Origin of the sequence: Candidatus Merdisoma sp. JLR.KK006 (genome assembly GCF_036941035.1) — a bacterium.
Taxonomy (GTDB): Bacteria; Bacillota; Clostridia; order Lachnospirales; family Lachnospiraceae; genus Laedolimicola.
The window spans coordinates 43759-65657 of sequence record NZ_JAYMNS010000018.1; the positions used below are offsets into that span (position 1 = coordinate 43759).

Consider the following 21899-nt stretch of genomic DNA (forward strand, 5'->3'; position numbering starts at 1 on the left):
TCTATAATATTCTAAAATTTCATTGCTGACATCTGTATGGCCGCTTCGCATAATATTTGTGCTATACGTCCCTTATTTGATAAAAATATCTCATAAAAGAGGACGCACATCTGTCAAAAAGCACTTTTCAGACATGCTTTAGCAGATCTCAGCCCCGGCCGGCATCTTCTTCTCCGGCACTACCAGAGCCAGATTCCCGTCCGCATCCTCTGCACAGAGGAGCATCCCCTCAGATTTTACTCCTGCCAGGGTTGCAGGCTTCAGGTTTACAAGCACCATTACCTTCTTGCCCACCATCTCTTCCGGTGTGTAATGGGCCTTGATGCCGGATACAATCTGCTTCACCTGGCTGCCGATCCGCACCTGAGAGCAGAGCAGCTTCTTGGACTTCTTAACCGCTTCACAGGCAATAATCTCTCCTACCTGGAACTGAAGCTTCTCAAAATCCTCAAAGGTGATTTCCGCCTTTGGCTCCAGGTCGATCACTGGCTCTGCCGGAACCTCCGGCTCAGCCTCCTGTGCCCGCTTCTCTTCCACCTTTGCCAGTACCTCATTTACATCCAGACGTGCAAAGAGTATCTCCGGCTTCTCCACCACCTTCTGACCGGACTGATAGAGGCCGAACATATTCATAACTTCAATGGAGCGCTTCTTTGCACCCAACTGGGCCAGAATCTTTGCAGAGGTCTCCGGCATAAAGGGCTCCAAAAGGGAAGCGCCAATGCTGATTCCCTCTACCAGATTGTAAAGCACCGTAGCCAGACGGTCTTTCTTGCTCTCATCCTTGGCCAGTGCCCAGGGCATCGTCTCGTCAATGTATTTATTGCAGCGCTTAAAGAGGGCAAAGATCTCCGTCATGGCATCTGCCACTCGTAGTTCCTCCATCTTATCCGCCACTTTCTGTGCCGTGCTCACAGCCGTCTCACGCAGATCCCGATCCAGGGGCTCCATAAAGCCGGGATTGCTCACCACGCCGCCAAAGTATTTGTTGGACATGGAGATGGTGCGGTTTACCAGATTGCCCAGCGTGTTGGCCAGCTCGGAATTCATGCGCTCTACCATCAGCTCCCAGGTGATGACGCCATCGTTGTCAAAGGGCATCTCGTGAAGCACAAAGTACCGCACGGCGTCTACACCGAACATCTCTACCAGCTCATCCGCATAGAGCACATTTCCCTTGGACTTGCTCATCTTTCCATCGCCCTGCAGGAGCCAGGGATGGCCGAATACCTGCTTAGGCAGCGGCAAATCAAGAGCCATAAGGAAAATAGGCCAGTAAATGGTATGGAAGCGTATGATATCTTTTCCAATCAGGTGCAGATCCGCCGGCCAGTCCTTTTTAAACTGCTCTGTGGATTCTCCGTCACAGTTATAACCGATTCCGGTAATATAGTTGGTCAATGCATCCAGCCATACATAGGTTACATGCTTCGGATCAAAGCTTACGGGAATGCCCCAGCTAAAGGAAGTTCTGGACACGCAGAGATCCTGAAGACCCGGAAGCAGGAAATTATTCATCATCTCGTTTTTCCGGGAAACGGGCTGTATAAATTCCGGGTGGGTGTTGATGTGTTCAATCAGCCTGTCCGCATACTTGCTCATTTTGAAGAAATAGGCTTCCTCCTTGGCCGGCTTTACCTCTCTTCCGCAGTCGGGACATTTGCCGTCCACCAACTGGGATTCGGTGAAAAAAGATTCGCAGGGGGTGCAGTACATGCCCTCGTAGTAGCCCTTGTAGATGTCGCCCTGATCGTAAAGCTTTTTGAAAATCTTCTGAACCTGCTTTTCATGATCCTCATCGGTAGTGCGGATAAACTTGTCATAGGATGTGTTCATCAGATCCCAGATGCGGCGAATCTCTCCTGCCACGTTATCTACAAATTCCTTAGGGGTTATGCCGGCCTCTCCTGCCTTTTCCTCAATCTTCTGCCCATGTTCGTCCGTTCCGGTCTGGAAGAATACGTCATAGCCCTGCATTCTCTTAAACCGGGCAATGGCATCCGCCAATACAATCTCGTAGGTATTGCCGATATGGGGCTTGCCGGAGGTGTAGGCAATGGCGGTGGTGATGTAATATTTTTGCTTTTCCATTTTTGATTCCCTCTCTTTCCATTAAAAAACCCGTCTTCTTTCTGATTAAAGAAGACGGGTATATTCCCGTGTTACCACTTCCGTTCGTCTGTCTCTCACGAAAACAGACCTCTGCGAGTACCTTCATACTCTTCCGCTATAACAGGCGGAGCCCTGTCACGGCTTATCGCATTCTAACGTTCATCCGTGCCACTCAGAAACCATCTTCAGCCAGCTTCCTTCCTTCCCTCTCAGCAACCGGGAATTCTCTGTAGAAAATCCATCAAGCCTACTCTTTTCTTCACTGTGTTTTCCTATTGCATAGGGAAATCCTAACATATGGAAAATTGTTTGTCAAGGTTGGAATTTGTTACCGGCTTCTCTCATAGAATACACCAACAATGCTTCTGGTGAGAATATGAAACGCAAAAAACTTTTGATCGCAGGCATGTTCCTGCTTCTTTTTCTGTGCTGCGGCGCTTTCCTGATTTCCCGGCTTCAAAAGGCTTGTGCAGAAACTGCGGATGAGGCTTTTGAACGCTTCACGCATACACTGTTTCTTGATGAGCTTTCCTCTGATTCTTTGACCCTTCACTATACCTTATCGGAACCGGAACGCTTTGGGATTGCAGATACGCCGTCTTCTTTTCATCTCTATTCCAAGGATACCTCCGATGCCACTGCAGCCAGTCTGGAGAATACCAGGCAGGCGCTTTCTGCCTTTTCCCGGGAGGAGCTTTCCGATTCCAACCGTCTCACCTATGATATTTTATCCTATCAGCTTGAAAAACAGACGGCTCTTTTTGACTTTCCATACTATGAAGAAATTTTCAGCCCTACCCTTGGCACCCAGGCACAGCTTCCCATTCTCCTGGCTGAATATGCTTTCCGGTCGGAGCAGGATATTCAAAATTATCTTGCACTTCTTTCCCAGATGGATGTGTATTATGAAAGCCTTATGGATTACGAACGGGAAAAGGCGGAAGCAGGACTGTTTATGTCGGACGAGACGGCGGACGCTGTGATTGCCCAGTGCCAGGCTTTTCTATCCAATCTTGGCAGTCATTTTCTTCTTTCTACCTTTGAAGAACGGATTGATTCTGCGGATTTTTTATCTAAGGAAAAAGCTCAGGAGTATCTTGATTCCAACCGTGCATTGTTTTTCGGACATGTGGTTCCGGCTTATGAGCTTTTGATCCAGGGAATGACTGAGCTTAAAGGTTCCGGAAGAAATTCCTGTGGTCTCTGTTATTATGAGAAAGGAACGGACTATTATGAGGCATTGGCGGCGGCTGTTACAGGAACCGGACGAAATATGAAGGAAATTTTACTGCTTATTGAGGAACAATTGGATACGGATCTGGAAACAGTTGCCTATCTTATCAGCCAGAATCCGGAAATTGTAAAATCTGTTTCCAGGCAGACAGGGCTTTCGGAGCCGACAATCATTTTAAAAAATCTGGAGCAGCAAATCGGGGCGGATTTTCCCTCTGTTCCTTCTGTTTCCTGTCAGGTGAAATACGTGGACGCATCTCTGGAAAAATATTTAAGTCCGGCTTTTTATCTGACACCTCCTTTGGATCGGATGAATGAGCATGTGATCTATATCAATCCTGCCAATAACTATGACAGCCTTTCTCTCTTTACGACCCTGGCTCATGAGGGGTGGCCCGGCCATCTCTACCAGACCCTTTATGAAAATTCCTGTGGGCTTGATCCGGTGCGGAATCTTTTTAATTTCGGGGGCTATACGGAGGGGTGGGCTACCTATGTGGAATGGCTTTCCTATGCCTATGCGCTTCCAGATGCGGAAATGGCAGAGCTATTGTCGGCAAATGGGGCTGTTTCTCTGGGGCTTCATGCCCGGGCGGATGTGGGAATTCACTATGAGGGATGGTCTCTTGAGGATACGGCGGATTTTTTTGCCGGATATGGTGTTACCAATGGGGATACGGTGTATCAGATTTATCAGGCTGTCATTCAGGACCCGGGGAATTATCTGAAATATTACCTTGGAGCGGCAGAAATACTTAAATTAAAGGAGCAGGCTGAGGCTGCTCTTTCGGATAGATTTGTGCTGAAAGATTTTCATACCTTTTTCCTGTCTATGGGGCCGGCTCCTTTTCCGGTGATTGAGGATTATATGGAGGAATGGCTGGAATCCACTTTTGTATTTGATGATTCCAATTCATCTCCATAGAATGATTGGCACGAATAGAACAGACTATTGGCCCCAGAAAGCATCGTATGCTCTCAACCGCTTCTGCCAGGGTTATGTCTGTCTGCACATTTTTACTTTTTAAAAAGCCTGCCCATCTGCCTTTGCGGTATGGTTTGTTTGCAAACCCATCCTCAAATACGGCAATAAAATCTATCTTTGTTTTTCTATATGTAAATGTCAGTTCTATGGATTATGCATATAGCACCTGCTGCCTACTCCAGTACTCTTACGTTAATCTGGCCTATCGTATGATTTTCAGTTTTCCAGCTTCCATATTATAGACATGGTCACAAAGAACTTTTATATCTTCTGAATTGTGACTTGCGACTATTATTATTTTTCCTTCTTGTTTAAATTCAAGAAATATATTTCTCATGTCAACTACACCCTGATTATCCAATCCATTAAATGGCTCATCCAGTATTAAAAAATTCGGATTTTCCATAATTGCCTGCGCAATAGCTAATCTTTGACGCATTCCCATCGAATATTTACCCACATGCTTTTTTGATTTCGGATCAAGCCCCACTCTTTTCATGACTTCTTCCAAATATGACTTATCATTTTTATGATTCAGCATATATAAATACTCCAGATTTTTTATCCCTGAATAATTTTTTAAGAAAGCAGGGTCTTCAATAATAATACCTGCTGACCTCAAAACTTCAGATTGTTTTTTCCTCTTAATTCCATTCACTACGATATCTCCCGAATCCACGGACATCAGCCCACACATTATTTTAAACAACAAAGTTTTCCCTGCGCCGTTTCTCCCTATAATACCAGTAATCTCTCCTTGATTACACTCCAAACTGATATTATGAAGAACCTTTGTTTTCCCAAAAGATTTATTAACATCCATTAGCTTTATACTCTTGCCTTGCTCCCACATATCATCACTCCTCATTTATCCAGCTCAAATCTTTTGACTGCATTCCTTTCAATGAAACAACAGATAAAATAGGGATTAAAATAGCTGTTACTATAATTATCTGCAAAAACGATGGGGATTTTTTTACATATTTTCCCATACAGCAGAAGCAGATTAAGCCATGAAAGCGGAGATATAAAGCCAATCCACTCCTTATATAAATATAAATTAGCAAATACTACTGGCAGAACAGAAAAAAAAGTTCCTACTACTACTGCAGCCGTCCTGTTTATATAAATACTCAATACAAACATGATCATTCCGATCAATGCCGTCACAACAAACAGAACCGTCCAAAAGATCAATAAAGTTCTTATTGCGCTATTTTCATTTATTATTTCATAAGAGAAAAAAAGTTTTACTCCATAACCTGTTCCGGCACTTGTCATGGCAAGAGAATTATATAATTTCCCCCATTTTGCAGTCAATTCTACCCTTGGTAATAAAATCAATACACTCAATGCAAATTCAATAATTGAAAGCATAACAGCCGACAAGCAAATTCTCAGTGTTTTTGTAAATACCCACCGATTTCTCCCTTGTCTCATCAGCACATACATCTCGTGCTTCTGCATAAATGGTATGTTTGAATAAAAGTAAACTACGGAGATTCCATAAACAAATAAACAGTAAACATTCTGTCCAATAAAAGGCAATATCCATGGCGTTGCCGGATAATCAGCCATAATAGAAAAGTGCTTAACAGTACTAATATAATAATGCAGAATACTAAACTGAAAAATGCAAAAAACCAATAACCGTTTACTGAAAAAATTGTTCACAATATCATTCCATATACATTTTACTTTATTCATAAATTTTACCCCTTAAGCTAATAACCATAATCTTTCTGGTCAAATATAAATTCATGACAGCTATGCCAATTACCAATGTCACAGACAAAAAATCATTTAAGAATAGATTGTTTGAAGGTGAAAAAATCATGGCTAAGCTCAGCATTCCTGACGAAACTTCTGCCAACACATAATCTGTAAAATAGTAAATAATCATTGGTGCCGACAATACAAGCATTCGGTTTGAAATGTACATAGAAAGACAGGATGCCCATAAAGCCATAATTCCAACAAGCACACCATACTGAATTCCATAGCAGAGATAATACAAAGGATATAGTCTATATATCAAAAAAAGCCTTAATCCACCAGCATGAATGATATGGTCATATTGTAATCCGGATATATCCACCCATGGCAAACTGATATGTAAAATACCAGTAAACAAAAAAATGCCCAATGTAGTTGATATCATTGTGACACAAAAAATGCTTAATACCCGGGCTGTCACATATTTTTCTAAATCTCCCCGGATAACCTGCTGCAAAACATATTTATATTCCATATCTTCACAAAAACTATCTGCAAAAGCAATAGCCCCACACACCAGTATGATCATAGCAGGCATTCCATACATAACAATGGAGAAAACATATAGTACATCTGTATCTAACACAATTCCTTCCTGTGTCGCAAGCAGTAATACACATATAATCAAAATAACTGACAGTATAAACTTTATTGAACATATAGATCTTTTAAAGTCTGCTTTCAGATAAAAATACATTTTTTTCAAGCTACTATCTCCTTTGCCGTCTGTGCATCTATAATTACTTGAATTGCCTGTTGTTTTTCCCCCGATTCTTCCATTCCTTTTATTATCCACACCGGTTTGACATCATATACTCCCATTCCTGACGATAAATCAATATAATAATATAATTCTGCATTCGTCATTTCATATGTCGAACTTCCAAGAATTTGTGCATACTTATTTGCAACTGTTTCAGCAATAGCATCTATGGGAAGTAATTGAACTCCTGTCTTTTCCTCTGAAATGTCAAATATTTTTTCAATATCCAAATACTCTATTCCGTTTTGTGACACAAATGCCTGCACTGGTGCATTCGCATCTTTTATATCTGTAAAAATTTCACAATATACATGATAAATCGGAAGTCCCCTATATATTTCATTTATGCAAAAATAATACCCTTCGTCTGAGACAGACCACTTTTCTTTGTACCCTGCATTATCAATATTTCCATCTATATCTTCATGATACTCTTGTGATTGCATGGTTGCATAATCCAAAGCATATCCCGTATAGTCGTATTCAAACGTCACGTTCATTTTCGTTAAGGCATTGCTCACTATCTGAAGTGCTTTTTCACGATCCATAAAAGTTAATTGTTTTTCTTTAGAATATAAATCGGCATTGTACCGTTCATCTTCATCATCCAATACAAATGCGCTGCGTATGTATGGCATTAGCGTTTTCTGCATATATGTCATTTGACTTGAAACCGGCCCATATGACAATGTTGTTTCTTCCGGACTAACATATGTTCCCGTTTTTACTTTTTTTCCATACTCATCATTTTCCTCATACTCATATGTTTCATACGTATCATTATTGCTAAATAACAGATCAAAAGCCTGTCCTGCATCCACTTTTTTCATCTGGGCTTTCGCAATAACAGGAATTTCTTCTGCCAGATCTGCATCAACTATGATATCCATGCTAAAAGTAACATTTTCTATGATGTTTTCATAACGTGCAGGAAATGATATGCCATCAGATGAAGCATCTTTATCATCCATAATTTCTGTTGTTTCAAAATCCTGTACATTATCCTTTATGTTTTCCTTGTTCCCACAGCCTGTCAGAGCAGCAAAAAATAGAATGGTTATCGCAAAACTTAGCTTCTTTTTCATTTGACTTCCTATACTCTTTCCCTTTATTCTTTCCATATTGAATCCCTCCGTTCAAATTATTGATGCATGTATATCTTTGCGAAATCAATGACAATTCTCATTATCCTTGTTTTTGCCATACTTTCAAGTCTTCCTGCACCAAACGACATTTTCTGCCTCCGTTTGGTCATTTTATTCCCAAAATCCACAAAAAAATGTCTTTTCATACAGTTTCTATATATTTCCCAACTCAGGTGTTATATAATAGCAATGTTATTTATCAATAAGCAAACTGTAAATGAGGTTGAAATGAGAATACTTATCTGCGATGATGATCCTCTGATGATTGAACAGCTTAAAAAATACTGTAAAAATTTTTTTGACAAAATCCATGTGAAGTGTCCGGAACTGGCCTGTTTTTCCAATGGGGAGTCTTTATTAGCTGACAAAGGCGACAAAGATATTCTTTTCCTTGATATAGAAATGCCCGGAATGAACGGCATTTACGTGGGAAACGAATTAAAAAGGGTAAACAGCAGCATTATCATTTTTATTGTGACTTCTTATTCCGAATATCTTGATGAAGCCATGCGTTTTCAGGTATTCCGTTATCTGTCAAAACCTATAGATAAGCAGCGTTTCTTCCGAAATATGAAAGATGCAGTTGAACTATATAATACTATGACAATCAAAATACCGGTTGAAACAAAGCAGGGTATACACACCCTTCCCGCCTCCGCTGTCATCGCAGTAGAAGCACAGGCAAGAAAAGTAATCGTACATACAACCCTGTGTGATTTTGAATCCGTCCATAATATGCAGTACTGGCTGAAAAAGCTTCCCAAAAACTGTTTTTTCCAAACACACCGCAGCTTCATTATCAACTTTGAACATGTCACGGATTTTGACCATGCCCTTGTCAACTTGGCTGGCAATCAGATCCATGCTTACCTGACAAAAAGAAAATACAGTGCATTTAAAGAAGCCTACCTTCTTTATCTTGAAAGTACGAGGTAAACCAAATGAGCAATGCTGTTTGTTATTTTTTTACTTTTCTGATAGAGGCTGTGATACTGTGGCAGTATTCCTCTAACCTTTTTACTGCCAGACGCAGACCCTGGATACAATTTGCAATGCTTTTCATATTTTATTTTACAATGTTTGCCGTATCCCTGCTGGAATCTATATGGCTGAATATGGCATTATATTTAGTCATGAATTTTATTTTCCTGCTTGCCCAGTATGATCTCAAATGGTATTCTGCGCTGTTTCATTCCGCTGTTTTAGCTGCCGTTATGGGAATGTGCGAATTGACCGTATACAGTGCGATTGAATGTTTTTTGCCTCATTTCCTTACAGAACCCAGACGGTTTCAAAGTATGATGGTTTTTATTATTTTCAGCAAAATGATTTTCCTTACCATTGTATATATCCTGATTCATTTATTGAAAGGGAAGCAGACACAGAACCAGCAGCATGACAAATCTGTTCTGCTTCTGATTTTTATTCCCGTTACCTCTGGCTTTATCATGCTCACATTGGTAAGTGTCAGCGACGCTTTCCAGCTCTCACCTCTCTTGAAAGGAACGGTTACGCTAAGTGCTTTTTTCTTACTGATAAGCAACCTGCTTGTATTTGGCATCAACCAGTACAACCTGAAAAAAAACATGGAATTTACACAGATACAGTTACTGCTTCAAAAAGAGTCTGACTCTACGGAATATTATGAAATGCTGCGTCTGCAAAACGAAAACCAGCGCATTTTAATCCACGATATAAAGAAGCATCTGCACTCCATTGATATGCTGAACCAGCAGAAAGAACATGATAAAATTGATACGTATTTGCACCAGCTGATTCATTCTTCTGACTTAAAAGAATGCACCCGGCTGTGTGAACACGAAATGCTTAATTCCATTTTATGCCGCTATATGCAGCAGTGTACTGACAGTCACATAGCTTTTCATGCTGATATACGAAGCGGAACGACAGATTTTATTGTCGACAATGACCTTACCTCATTATTCTGCAATCTGCTCGACAATGCTGTAAAAGCGGCTGAAAACATTCCGGAATCATTTATTGAAATTAGCACGGGCAAAAAAGAAAAAACTCCATTTACAGTTTTGACAGTCATTAACTCCTGCCGGGCAAATCCTTTCACAACAAGGGAGAACGGTAATTTGGCTATAAGCATACCCTGCAGCCATAAGCATGGTTTCGGGCTGAAAAGCATCCGCAAAATTGTTGCCAAATACAATGGGAATATGCAGATATACTACAACTCCGATACGCTGACGTTCCATGCAATCATTACTTTAAAGCGGCAGGGAGCATGAAAACCATAATTTCCCGGCATTCGCACTCCCATCTGCAATCCAAAGCAGCAGATTATCATCGTCTCCTGTTTCGCTGCTTCTGGAGAATATTTTTCTTCACTTCAAAAATCAGGCGGGGATATTTTTCTGCAAGTATGCTGGTTCGTCATGCGGATGATGGCAAGAAGTATCTGTATGATGTTTTGGAAATAAAAAAGAAACGAGCCGCCCGCTTGAGTGAAAATACCGTACGGTAAAAACCCATTTCTTCTGTTCTGTCAATCCCCCATTTTGATTTTTTGATAAATCCCCGTCGGCATTCTAATGCAGTGGGGGACTTTGGACAGGTACCCTTGTCCGATCCAAAAATGCCCGAACAAATACATCTATTCCACTGTATTTTTTGAACTCCGTAATATTTTTTGTTTCAAGTGTATCTAAGTCAAAGCGTATACCGTCGTCAAGAGCAATCTGCAGAATTTCTCTAAAAGCTTCCTTTATTTTTCCGCATAATTACTGATATTTTTACCCTGTAAATCTATATCTGTTATTGCCCTTGTATATTGCGCTCCCAGCAGCCTATACAATAAGATCCCACCTTTTTTAATGAAAGTATGCAATTTTTTTAAAATGTAGATTTTTATTAAAATATATTATTATGACCTCCCCGAAAGCATCTGAAGCAACAGCCAGTTTGCCCGAAAATTCCGCATGAGGTTCCAATATCCGATGCCCAGGAATCCATACTCTATAACTGTCCGAAGCTTTACCTCCATGCTTCGCACATCCTCAAACCACACCTCATGGGTGATTCCATACTGTTCATAAGCGTACCAGGGGCTTTGGGCTGTTTCATCGTATTGAATTGGGACGCCCTGTATGGCCGCACGGCGGACGGCTTCCACATTTCCCATAATCTCTGCAATGGATTCTCCCTGTACAAAGGGTAAGGTCCAGTCATAAGCATAGTTGGGAATTCCCATTAGAATCTGATTCCTGGGAATCTCCGTAACTGCGTAGTCGAGCACCTGGCGGACCTTGTTGATGGGAGCAATGGCCATGGCCGGTCCATGCTGATGCCCCCATTCATAGGTCATTAGAAATACTTGATTTGCACTGGCTCCAAGGAGCGCATAATCCATGCCCTCATAGAGCAGCCCTCTTTGTTCCCCGGAGGTCTTTGGGGCAAGAGCCACGGAAACCTGATAGCCTTCCCGGTTCATCACCTCACGAAGATTTCCCACAAAGGCGGCATAGCTTTCCCGATCCTCCGGAAGAATATATTCAAAATCCACATCCACTCCTGCATATCCCAGTTCTCTTACGGTCTCCAGAAGATTTCCAATTAAAACCTGCTGCATTTCCAGGTCCTCGGACACGGCTTTTACCAACTGATTGTTAAAGTTCCCCTGCTCGGAAAACGGGGTAAGTACAAGAATGGGCCGAACACCCATCTGCCATGCCAGGGAGATCATTCGATTCTCCGGTATCTGCGGCGGAATCAGGGCGCCGGCCGTTGTGAAGCCGTAGGAAAAGATCAAGAGCTCATCCAGATACAGCAAAGCTTCCCTCAGAACCTCTTCCTCAATAAAGGGATATGCATAGCCAGTCACATAAAGGCCGTTATCCTCCTGCCCCTGGTAACGAATTACCAGACTTTGTCCTGTGCGCAGGTAGGGCTGCTCCAGCAGGTAGGGATTGTTCTGGTAAAGCTGCCTTTGTGTCAGACCGTAGGCTGCTGCGATCTCCTCCGGTGTCTCTCCCTCCGATACTGTGTGGATGAGAGCAGGAATTAATACAAGTACTGCCATTCCTGCCGGCAGGTAGGGAAGCTCTGCCAGTTGATTGTCATAAATCAGCCTTTGCGGAGACACGCCGTATAAGGCCGCAATGCTTTGCGGCGTGTCGCCTGGCTGAACTATATAAATTTCCATCGTTACTCCTTTTTATTGTTATTTACTGCATCATCCCCGCCAACACCACGCTTGCCACGATCCCTGCTGCCGTGGCAAGCAAGGCTCCGGTCAGCGTGTGGCGGGTCTTTCGCACCTTAGCGGTCATAAAATAGACGCTCATAGTATAAAAAATCGTCTCTGTACATCCCATCATAATTGATGCAATCAGCCCCAGGCGGGAATCCGTTCCGTATTTTTGAAAAATATCCAACGCCAGTCCCGTAGCCGCTGATGAGGAAAACATGCGGACAATCACAAGCGGCACAAGCTCCGACGGAAAATGAATCAAATCCGTCGCATGGCTCAATACTCCGGACAAAAAATCCAGAAAGCCGGAAGCCCGGAGCACCCCCACCGCCACCATCAGCCCAATCAGTGTCGGCATAATCTGGATCACCGTCTGAAAGCCGTCCTTCGCGCCCCGGACAAAATCGTCATAAACCGGCCGCTTCATCAAAATCCCATATGCAACCACATAAAAGATCAAAAAGGGAACCAGTAAATCGGAAGTATAAAGAATGATACGAATTGCCGCCTGCATTGCTTTGACCGCCTGCCGAGAGCTTTTTTCTATTCTATGACGTTGAAAGTAAAAATATCTCTTTCTCTTACTCTTTTCCCGCCAAAAGCTTCTCCCTTTGACGCATCCGATACTCCCGCGGCGTCACCCGGTATGCCTCGCGGAATACCCGGTTAAAGGTCCTCTGACTTTCAAAGCCCGCATCCATATAAATCTCCGTAATACTGCGTTCCGTACATTCCAACAGATCGCAGGCATAGGAAAGCCGGATTTCATTTACATACCGGTTAAAATTCGTGTGAAAAACGCCGGAAAACACCCGCGACAAAACATACCGGCTGACCCCCAGTTCCAAAGCCATACCCTCTAGGGTCACAGGCTCGCGAAAATGAGCGGAAACGTAGGCCACCGACTGTTCCACAAGATCCCCGCTCCCCTGCCTGTTTCTTTCCGTAAGCCCAAGAAGAGGAATACACTTTGCCAGAAGGATCTGCACATACGCCTGCCCCGCCACCGGGTCCGGCTCCCCGGTCCATTTTAAGCACATCATGGCGTTTACGGCCTCGCCGGGCACTTTTTCCTTTGGCAACACCGGATTCTCGGGCGCATACTTTAAAAGCTCCTCCCCAAAAACACCGCATACACCCGGATTTGCAATCACATAGAAGGCTCTTCCCCGCTCCTTTGAAAATGCCTGGTAATGGTGAATCATATCCGGAAACACAATTCCAAGATCTCCTTCCTCCATGTGGTACAGCTCCCTCCCCATCCCCAGCTCCAGGCTTCCCCTGGTCACATAAACAAATTCCATCGCCCGGTGAAGGTGGGGCGCCGTATGCTCCGACTCCTTGTCTATCAGCCGGATATCCGGCCCTGCCGCTTCATAAAAAGGATACATTCCTTCCTCCCTTCCTGCAAAAAATGTCTGTTTTCTGTTCTCATCTGGCACGTAATTCTCCTTTTTCTCTGCTAAGATAAGCGTGTAAAGAAAAGAACCGGACAGCAAAAGCTTTTGCAAAGCTGTCTCTGACAGAAAGGAGGACCGGCATGAACCGAATCAGACATTTTATCAATGAGCTTCTGGACTTCTACGCAGTTTATTTCAGCCATGTATACCGCGCATAGAAACCCCTTATTTAAAAAGCATTGCCCCATAGAGTGCTTCTACAGGACAATGCCCCAATTTTACTGACACGGACAGCAAGCGTTACATCTACTGCTGTTTGTGTTATAGTGTACTTTTTCTAATTTATCCAGTAAGCATCCTCTTCCTGTCCCCTGAGCTGTTCTTTCAGCTTTGCATTCGCACCCTCCACATTCATTCTGGAAAGCACCAGGGTAATCACCAGATTGATAATCAGAGGAATCCAAAGGTACATAAAATAGAGCATCTGCATACAGGATTCCGGCTGAACAGTCAGGTTTTTATCGAATCCGCTTGCGGCAAGCAGCCAGCCTGCAATGGCGGTTCCAAGGCCACCTCCCAGCTTCACGCCCAGGGAGGTGCAGGAGTACATGGTTCCGTCCACCCGCTTTCCTGTTCTCAGATAGGTGTACTCGGAGCAGGAGGCTATCACCGCATTCATATCGCCCTGCCAGGGTCCCTGCCCAAAGGCTGCGATCCCCGTAAACAGCAGCATCAGGGGAACGCTGCCAAGATAGCCTGCCACGACTACCAGTGCCCGGCCCAGGGTACCAAGCATATAGCCCCTTAAGTTCAGCTTATACATGCCTTTCCATCTTGCTACCAGGGTGGGGGTAAATACAAGGGCCGCAATCAGCGGAATGTTCATGGCCCAGGAAAATACACCGTACAGATTTTCATTTTTCAAAACATAGGTCATGTAGTAAATGCCCATGTTTATCATTGCTGTATAGATCTGTTGGAGGATATACACCGCACAGATCATCAGATAAAACTTGTTGGAAGCCAGAAGCTTTGCGGCTGTGGCAAGCCCGTATTTTTCCTCCGGCTTATTCTTCCCTGCATCTTCACGCAGCTCCTCCTCGGAAAGCTCCTTTACGGACAGGGCGGAAATAGTGTTTACAGCCAGGCCGATAAGAGCATAAATAATGGCCACCGTTCTCCAGCCCCCGGCCCCTCCGCCGCAGGCAGCCACCGCCTGGATGGTGACGGACTGAATCAGCAGGCTTGTGCCGAATGCGAAGATAAACCGATAGGAACCCATCTGCACACGCTCCTTGCTGTTTTTCGTCACAAGGGCGGTGAGGGCGGAGTAGGCAATGTTGTTTGCTGTATAGAACACCGCATTTAACAGGGTGTAGGCAATAAAGAACCATGCGTACTGAGCCGTTTTTCCCAAATCTACGGGGATGGCAAAGATGGCGGCCAGTGTAAGGGCACAGCCGACATACCCGTAGAGCATCCAGGGTCTTGCCTTTCCGAGCCTGCTTTTTGTCTTGTCAATCATGGCCCCGAAAAAGATGTCCGTCACTCCGTCAAAGAGCTTGGAGGCCGCAATCAGCGAGCCTACCACACCGGGATGAAGTCCTACGGTGTTGGTAAGGTAAATCATTACAAAGGAGGATAGGAATGCATATACCACATTTCCTGCAATATCTCCGGAACCGTATCCCACTTTGTTGTACCATTTTAAATACGTTTTTTCCTGCATAAGTGCTCCCTTCTATTTTTAGTTCCGCACCGATTGTACAGTACCCGGCAGTATAGATGAATTTCCGGCCACTAAAAGATGTGTCCGTAAATCCATCTGGGTACTGCACAATCGGTGCTGTTAAATCATTTTAGTTCCATTTTTCCCCAAGTATCCGGTTCCGGATTCTGCATGCTAAGATACCTGGGTAAAAATATGGTTCCTCTTATTTCGCTGCAGTTCGCAAAGCAAACTGTAACTTACTTCTTCAGAAATGGTACAAGCTTTATTTGAAATGTAAATGTCTCTTCATCAAACCGATAGACTTCCTTAAGCCTTGGCCCGCAGCTGTTGGAGCCGATTCCGTTCTGGGCATAGTCCAGACACAAAATAGTACTGTCAGAGGACTCCAATTCATAGTAATGTGTTTTTCTCTCCAATTCCTCCTGTGTATAAATTGATGCGTTAAATGAGAAAGGCCGCCCGGATACTGCCGTCAGACCGTAAGTACCTCCCGATAAAGTCACATAATCACAATCCATATGGCTTCCATTCTCCTGGGGACGAAGATAGTCCTCATGGAGCTTTTGCACCAGGGCCTGGTACAATCCGTGAACGGCTGCCCTATGCTTATCCCGATAGCTCTCATACGGTCCCATGCCGTAATAAGATACCTGGTTAAGCTCATGATTCAGGAACAGACGGATTCCGAATCTGGGAAGCTCCGGGAATTCCATGTTACGCTTTACAAAAAGGGAAACAAAAAGCCCCCCGTCTGTCTCTACCTGCCAAACGGCTTCTATCCCCATCATGGGCTGCACCGCAGCCGCCCCCACGGACATATGGCTTTGTATCTCTACTCCGGTTTCTGTCCGGCTAATCAGGGCATCATAGGCACGCACATAAGCCCTGTCATACTGGGCACGCTGCCACTCCTGCCTGATATACATATCATTATCCGTAGGAGCACGCCAGATATTCACCTCCATAGGATGGTTCAGATATTCACGCCCCCCGAACTGGAGTCCGGAGAACAATCCGGTCCGCCGGTCAAAGCAATAAGTAAAGTTCTCTCCCTCCAGTACAAAGGTCTCCTCTGTTTCCGTGATCCTTATTGCTGCCCCTGCTGCGGACTTTTCAGACTTCATAAGCCTGCTTGCAGTCTGGTTTCTGTTATCCCCGGTCTTAAGGGGAAGCTCTTCATAGCCAAGCAGACAACCCGCCGGAACCAGCATAGTCTCTCTTTTCTGATAATAGGTGAATTTCAGATAGGACCGGCCCGATTCCGGTACACTTATCTGCAAGGGAATATTTCCCGTCTGTCCCGGTTTTATGGAACAGCCAGGAAGCACCCCGGTCTTCCGGTATGTGCCGTCACAGCTTACCTCATAATGAATTTCTATTTCCTCCTTTAGATCCGTAAAATCCAGATAACTTTGAAGCATGAGCATTCCGGCATCCGGATCATAAGATACAATCCTCACCGGACGGTACACATTGCGATATTCCAGCAGTCCCGTATGGGGGCGGCGATCCGGATAAACCAGACCGTCCATGCAAAAGTTTCCATCGTGAATAACCTCCCCGTGATCCCCCCCATAGTAATAAACAGTCTTTCCCTCTTTCGTTTTACCGTGGTCAATGGCATGGTCACACCATTCCCAGACAAATCCGCCGCACATAGTTTCATTTTCATGGAACAGCTCAAAGTAATCCTCCAGATCCCCCGGGCCGTTTCCCATGGCGTGGCTGTACTCGCAGAGAATCATGGGCTTTGCGGGGTCATGGGCCAGATAATCCTCAATCTCCTCAAAGGAGGGGTACATCCGGCTGTATAAATCCAGGTTGGAGTAGTCGTATGTCTTTCCACTCTTCCGGTATCTGGCACTCTCATAGTGGGTCAGCCTGGAGGTGTCATATTCCTTTGTCCACTTCAGGGCCTTTTCAAAGTTACATCCGTAGGCACTTTCGTTTCCCATAGACCAGATAACAACGCAGGGGCGGTTTTTGTCTCGCTCCACCAGACGGCGTACCCGATCCAGAATGGATTCCTCCCACATGGGTGCGTCCGCAATGGGTTCATTCCATCGATCGAATTTGTTGGCATCGGTATTATCCTGGTAATAGATTTCTGACGGCCCGTGGCTCTCTATATCTGCTTCTCCTATCACCAGAAAGCCGTATTTGTCGCAGAGCTGGCAGAATACCGGAGAGTTGGGATAGTGGCTTGTTCGGATTGCGTTGAAATTGTGCTGTTTCATTAAGGTCAAATCCGTGATCATCTGCTCCCTGCTTATGGCAAAGCCGGTCACAGGGTCGGAATCGTGACGGTTCACACCCCGGAATATCAGGCGTTTTCCATTAAAATACACGGTTTTTCCAATAATTTTTATCTCACGCAGTCCTATATGATCCGTGATCACCTCATGTTCCGTCTCCAACACCAGGGTGTAGAGGTAAGGCTCTTCCGTATTCCACAAAATCGGGTCCGGAATACGCAGTACGATGCCGTCCTCCCCCCGGAGCTTTCCGGAATCCGGAGAAAGATTTTCCGTTACCGGTATCTTTCCGGAAGCTACAAGGCGATTTTCCTGATCATAGAGAGAGACCGTTACCGGTATCTGCTCCTGAACAAAAGTGAAGTCTACCATTACTTTTGCGGTTCCATTTTCCAAAGCTGTCTTTACAAAATAGTCGCAGATCGTTTTCTTAGGACGCTTCAGCAAATATACATCCCGGAAAATGCCACTCATACGGAATTTGTCCTGATCCTCCAGATAGCTTCCGTCACACCACTTGAGAACCAGTACGGCCAGACGGTTTTTTCCCTCCGCAACAGCATGGCTTACGTCAAACTCGCTTGTGCTGTGAGACACCTGGCTGTAGCCGATGTAGGTTCCATTAAGCCATACGTAAAAGCAGGAATCCACGCCCTCAAAGTTCAGATATACCGCAGGAGCTTCCTCCTCCCTCTGATAGTCGAACTCCCGTATGTAGGCCCCGCAGGGATTGTCCTGGGGAATGTACGGCGGATCAAAGGGAAATGGGTAGCGGATGTTGGTGTACTGGTGGGTATCATATCCCGCCGTCTGCCAGTTGCCCGGCACCTGAATACGGTCAAAGGATGAAGCATCAAAATCCGGCTCATAAAAGGCATCCCTTAGCTCATAGATGCTTGGGTAGTATGAAAAACGCCAGTCACCGTTTAAGAGCCTAAACCGATCCGAATCCTCCCGGCTCTCTACAAGGGTGTCCATCCGCATAGATGCCGGAATGTAGTAGGCCCGGGGCGGCATGGTGTTTTCATGCAGGACTTTTAGATTTTCGTAGTTTCTTGGTACAATCATGAATTGCTAAACCTCCTGTTCCAGTTTTGTAAATATTTTATTTTCTGTTACTTTATTGGACTCTTCTTTTCCAATTGTTTTCCGTTCTTCTTATCTTAATCCATATTATAGTGATTTTTGGGCGAAACGTCCATGGACTGCATTAGACAAAACATGCACAAAATGATACAATTCTTTTATAAGGAGCCTTTTCGGACGAGCCATGTGATATAAAGCAGATACAGGCAGATAAAAATTTCAAAAAAGGGGGCAAGCAAGGGTATGTATATCAATTCCGCATATTTAAATAATTCTCTGGTGGATTTTAAGGATAAGAGCAAGCCTCTGATTGTGGGAAGCTGCGGAACGTATCATCTGTATACACGCCCGAAGCTTCCCACCTACCGACCCAGGGGACGGGTGGATTTCCAATTACTGTATATCGCTTCTGGCATTGCTCATTTTTATTTTGATCATAATGAGACGGATACGATTGTACCCGCCGGACATATGGTGCTCTACCGGCCCAGGGAGCCGCAGCGGTATGTGTATTACGGGAATGAGCAGACAGAAGTGTACTGGGTGCACTTTACCGGAAGCAGCGTGAAAAAAATTCTCCAGGGCTATGGCATTACGAACGAAATGCGAGTGCTTCCCACTGGAACCTCTCTGGACTATGCCCGGATTTTCAAGCAGATGATCCATGAGCTACAGCGGTGTCAGACTCATTATCCGGAAGTCTTAACCCTGCTGCTGCGTCAGCTTTTTATTCTGATTCACCGACAGCTTACCAGAGAACACACCCGGAAAAATGATTATCTGGATGCGGAAATGTCTCTTGCCATGCAGTTTTTCAATGATAATTACAATACGGAGGTGAATATCGAGGAGTACGCTTCCGCAAGGGGCATGAGTGTGAGCTGGTTTATCCGCAGCTTTAAGCAGTATACTCACACCACGCCCATGCAGTATATTGTATCAAGACGCATTACCAATGCCCAGATGCTTCTGGAGACCACCAATTACAATATTACAGAGATCGGACAGATTGTGGGATATGACAATCCCCTGTATTTCAGCCGGATCTTTCGGAAGCAGAAAGGGATGTCCCCCTCAGATTACAGAAAGTCAGGACAGATGGGAAATAATTAGATTCTTTGTATGGAAATGTCTGCTTTCAGATTTTCAGTCTGTCTTTTTATGCCCTGGCCGTAAACTCCTGTCTTCGCCCAAACAAATAGTCTCCCGGCGTCTTTGTCATATTGGATATCTGTTTCAAAAAGAGATCTATCTGCAGGCTTTTATTGGCCTGGAGCTTTTCCCGGATGGATGCCAGGAAGCTCTCCTTGCTTGTGGTATCCGTTCTGGCAAAGGTTTGATCCAGTTCTACTTTCTGAAGCTTTTCATACTGCTCTTCCTGCTTCTCTTTGTAATTCTTTCGATTGCCGTTTATAAGATTCAGATTCTTCATGGCCCACCGAACCATGAAGAAAGCGGCTTCTGTATCTCCTGACGTTTCCTTAAGCTTCTTATAGGTCTCATATTCCTTTGGGGCTTTCATTTCCATAGCATAAAGATACTCTTCCGAATGATCTTCGTGCACATAGCCGGCCCCATCTATCTGTATGATACGCTTTACATTATAATCCATCTCACAGTCGCTGATGCGTGTTCCCTTTGTGCCTATCCTGGCAATGGAACGCATGGCTTCCATGAAAGAAGACTTGGTTTTGTCATCCATAAACTGATCTGCAAGATATTGTGCCTTTTCCACGCCAAGTCCAATCTGTGCCAGCCGGTCCGCTTCTTCCAGTCCATGGACGTTGTGGGGGAGAAAATCATCCCGGATAATCTTATAAACATTATCCTTTAACTCCTGGCTTTTTCCTTTTAATGCATCGGTGATCGCATTGTCAATCCGGGCGTAGCCGGTGTGGACAGGCCTGACCGGACCTGTTTCTATCACGATCGGTTTCCGCTTTACGGGTGCCGCAGGGGATGTTCCTGAATTTTCCGGCAATGCCAGGGGCTTTTCGTTCAAAGGCTTTTTGGAGGAAAATTCTTCTCTTATCTTCGCATCCTGTTCCGGGGTTATCTGATCTCTCCAGGAGGTGATTGCCTGGGATGGTGCGGAATGATAGCAGGTGCATTTTATCATAGATCTTGAACCTCCTTTTGTTGCAGATATATTTTTTATCTGCCTTTCGCTGGAATATCTTTCATATACTTAATATATCGGAAGTTATAAAGAGGATCATAATCTGTTAAAAAAATATTAAAAATCTTTTTCGACTAACACCAATTTATTTTACGGTTTTCACGCTTCCTTTTTGGCAGGATATTCCCGGATTGCCGGCTGATGCTTGACAATATTTCTCATCATGCCGCTGTCAGCCACGATGCATTCTCCATTCATGCCGTCTGACATTCTGGTGCACATACCATAGGCCACAATCGCCACACTGTCAGCCGACGGAATCTCATCCATCTGATTGACAGTCATTTCCTCTCCTATCTCCTTTAATTTTTCCGGTGGAAGCTTCTGACAAGGCCCATTGTAAAAGTTTCCCGGAGTCATCATCCCGCCTGGTGCCACAGTATTGACGCAGATGCCAAAACGCTTCAATTCTTTTGCCAGTTCCTGCGTCATAGCGACCACTCCCCCCTTTGACGCTACATAATGAGCATAACCGCCAAATACCGGCTGCGACAAAAACGCAGAGTTTGAGGAGATCAGAACAATTTTCCCCTTTATATCATGCTCTATCATGTATTTGCTGGCATGCTTTGCACAGAGGAAAGAACCAACCAGGTTCACATCAACAACACGCCTGAATTCTTCCTCCGGCATATCGTAAACATGTGCAAATCCCCATACCCCGCCGGATGTCACCAGGATATCCAGTGAACCATAGGTTTTAACCGCAAATTCTACCATCCCTTTGACTTCGTCCTCTCTTCTCACATCTGTTTGAATATAGGACACCTTTTCATAACCGGCTCTCTTCAAAAGTTCCAGGGCTGTTTTTCCTTTCTCTGTGCTTGAACTGGCTAGCACAACACTTGCCCCTCCCTGAAGAAGTCTTTGTGCTATACAAAAGCCCAATCCGGAAGCTCCTCCTGTCACAATTGCCACTTTCCCTTTTACATACAGCATCTCCTCCAGAGAAGCCGTTTCCGTAATATAGCCATTCATAATTGATGTAATTAATGCTGTTGGATCAACCCCCAT

The 21899-nt window shown here is 44.5% G+C and carries 16 protein-coding genes, 1 pseudogene and 1 other annotated feature; of the genes and pseudogenes, 5 read left to right on the top strand and 12 right to left on the bottom strand.

The window, feature by feature from the left end:
- Positions 1–138 precede the first annotated feature (138 nt).
- Positions 139–2094, bottom strand: a pseudogene (gene metG / locus VSQ61_RS14130) (methionine--tRNA ligase); the annotation flags it as partial.
- 44 nt (positions 2095–2138) lie between these two features.
- Positions 2139–2384 (bottom strand) — a binding site (T-box leader).
- Positions 2385–2488: 104 nt separating this feature from the next.
- Between metG and VSQ61_RS14135 the strand changes: the two are divergent.
- Entirely contained in the window at positions 2489–4270 is a 1782-nt protein-coding gene (locus VSQ61_RS14135) for a DUF885 domain-containing protein (protein WP_334345038.1), read from the top strand.
- A gap of 262 nt (positions 4271–4532) precedes the next feature.
- Here the strand turns inward: VSQ61_RS14135 and VSQ61_RS14140 are convergent, their stop codons facing one another.
- From VSQ61_RS14140 to VSQ61_RS14155, 4 genes are read right to left on the bottom strand one after another with little or no spacing between them, the layout of a single operon-like run.
- Positions 4533–5183 carry an ABC transporter ATP-binding protein gene (locus VSQ61_RS14140; protein ID WP_334345039.1) on the bottom strand — a complete coding sequence of 217 codons (651 nt, stop codon included), beginning with the start codon at positions 5181–5183 and terminating at the stop codon, positions 4533–4535.
- An 11-nt stretch (positions 5184–5194) separates the two neighbouring features.
- The gene (locus VSQ61_RS14145) at positions 5195–6037 is read right to left on the bottom strand and encodes a hypothetical protein (protein WP_334345040.1); all 843 of its coding nucleotides are present in this window, start codon (positions 6035–6037) and stop codon (positions 5195–5197) included.
- Positions 6030–6812, bottom strand: coding sequence for a hypothetical protein (locus VSQ61_RS14150; protein WP_334345041.1), 783 nt, complete (start codon positions 6810–6812; stop codon positions 6030–6032). Before VSQ61_RS14150 ends, VSQ61_RS14145 begins: the two co-directional genes overlap by 8 nt.
- Positions 6809–7990, bottom strand: coding sequence for a hypothetical protein (locus tag VSQ61_RS14155; RefSeq protein WP_334345042.1), 1182 nt, complete (start codon positions 7988–7990; stop codon positions 6809–6811). The genes VSQ61_RS14150 and VSQ61_RS14155 overlap by 4 nt, the downstream gene beginning before the upstream one ends.
- Before the next feature lie 252 nt (positions 7991–8242).
- Between VSQ61_RS14155 and VSQ61_RS14160 the strand changes: the two genes are divergently transcribed.
- The 3 genes from VSQ61_RS14160 (at position 8243) to VSQ61_RS14170 (ending at position 10508) form a co-directional block, all read left to right on the top strand.
- Positions 8243–8950 carry a LytR/AlgR family response regulator transcription factor gene (locus VSQ61_RS14160; RefSeq protein WP_334345043.1) on the top strand — a complete coding sequence of 236 codons (708 nt, stop codon included), beginning with the start codon at positions 8243–8245 and terminating at the stop codon, positions 8948–8950.
- 179 nt (positions 8951–9129) lie between these two features.
- Complete coding sequence (locus tag VSQ61_RS14165) at positions 9130–10272, top strand: sensor histidine kinase (protein WP_334345044.1); 1143 nt, start codon at positions 9130–9132, stop codon at positions 10270–10272.
- A complete protein-coding gene (locus tag VSQ61_RS14170) occupies positions 10269–10508 on the top strand; it encodes a hypothetical protein (protein ID WP_334345045.1) in 240 nt (79 codons plus the stop codon). The genes VSQ61_RS14165 and VSQ61_RS14170 overlap by 4 nt, the downstream gene beginning before the upstream one ends.
- Positions 10509–10907: 399 nt before the next feature.
- Here VSQ61_RS14170 and VSQ61_RS14175 read toward each other — a convergent pair whose 3' ends face one another.
- The 5 genes from VSQ61_RS14175 to VSQ61_RS14195 all read right to left on the bottom strand — a co-directional run bounded on the left by VSQ61_RS14175 (position 10908) and on the right by VSQ61_RS14195 (position 18688).
- Positions 10908–12185, bottom strand: coding sequence for a glycosyl hydrolase family 18 protein (locus VSQ61_RS14175; protein ID WP_334345046.1), 1278 nt, complete (start codon positions 12183–12185; stop codon positions 10908–10910).
- Positions 12186–12207: 22 nt separating this feature from the next.
- The gene (locus VSQ61_RS14180; RefSeq protein ID WP_502877040.1) at positions 12208–12747 is read right to left on the bottom strand and encodes a spore maturation protein; all 540 of its coding nucleotides are present in this window, start codon (positions 12745–12747) and stop codon (positions 12208–12210) included.
- Between the two features lie 67 nt (positions 12748–12814).
- Complete coding sequence (locus VSQ61_RS14185; protein WP_502877041.1) at positions 12815–13624, bottom strand: helix-turn-helix transcriptional regulator; 810 nt, start codon at positions 13622–13624, stop codon at positions 12815–12817.
- A gap of 346 nt (positions 13625–13970) precedes the next feature.
- On the bottom strand, positions 13971–15362 hold the full coding sequence (locus VSQ61_RS14190; protein ID WP_334345048.1) for an MFS transporter: 1392 nt from the start codon (positions 15360–15362) through the stop codon (positions 13971–13973).
- 239 nt (positions 15363–15601) lie between these two features.
- A complete protein-coding gene (locus VSQ61_RS14195; RefSeq protein ID WP_334345049.1) occupies positions 15602–18688 on the bottom strand; it encodes a glycoside hydrolase family 2 TIM barrel-domain containing protein in 3087 nt (1028 codons plus the stop codon).
- Positions 18689–18949: 261 nt separating this feature from the next.
- On the opposite strand from VSQ61_RS14195, the gene VSQ61_RS14200 reads away from it, so the two are divergent.
- Entirely contained in the window at positions 18950–19819 is an 870-nt protein-coding gene (locus VSQ61_RS14200) for a helix-turn-helix domain-containing protein (RefSeq protein WP_334345050.1), read from the top strand.
- Between the two features lie 46 nt (positions 19820–19865).
- On the opposite strand, the gene VSQ61_RS14205 is transcribed toward VSQ61_RS14200, so the two are convergent.
- Both VSQ61_RS14205 and VSQ61_RS14210 read right to left on the bottom strand, forming a co-directional pair.
- Positions 19866–20825 (bottom strand): hypothetical protein, encoded by a 960-nt coding sequence (locus VSQ61_RS14205; protein WP_334345051.1) that lies wholly within the window; start codon positions 20823–20825, stop codon positions 19866–19868.
- Positions 20826–20984: 159 nt separating this feature from the next.
- Entirely contained in the window at positions 20985–21899 is a 915-nt protein-coding gene (locus VSQ61_RS14210; protein WP_334345052.1) for an SDR family NAD(P)-dependent oxidoreductase, read from the bottom strand.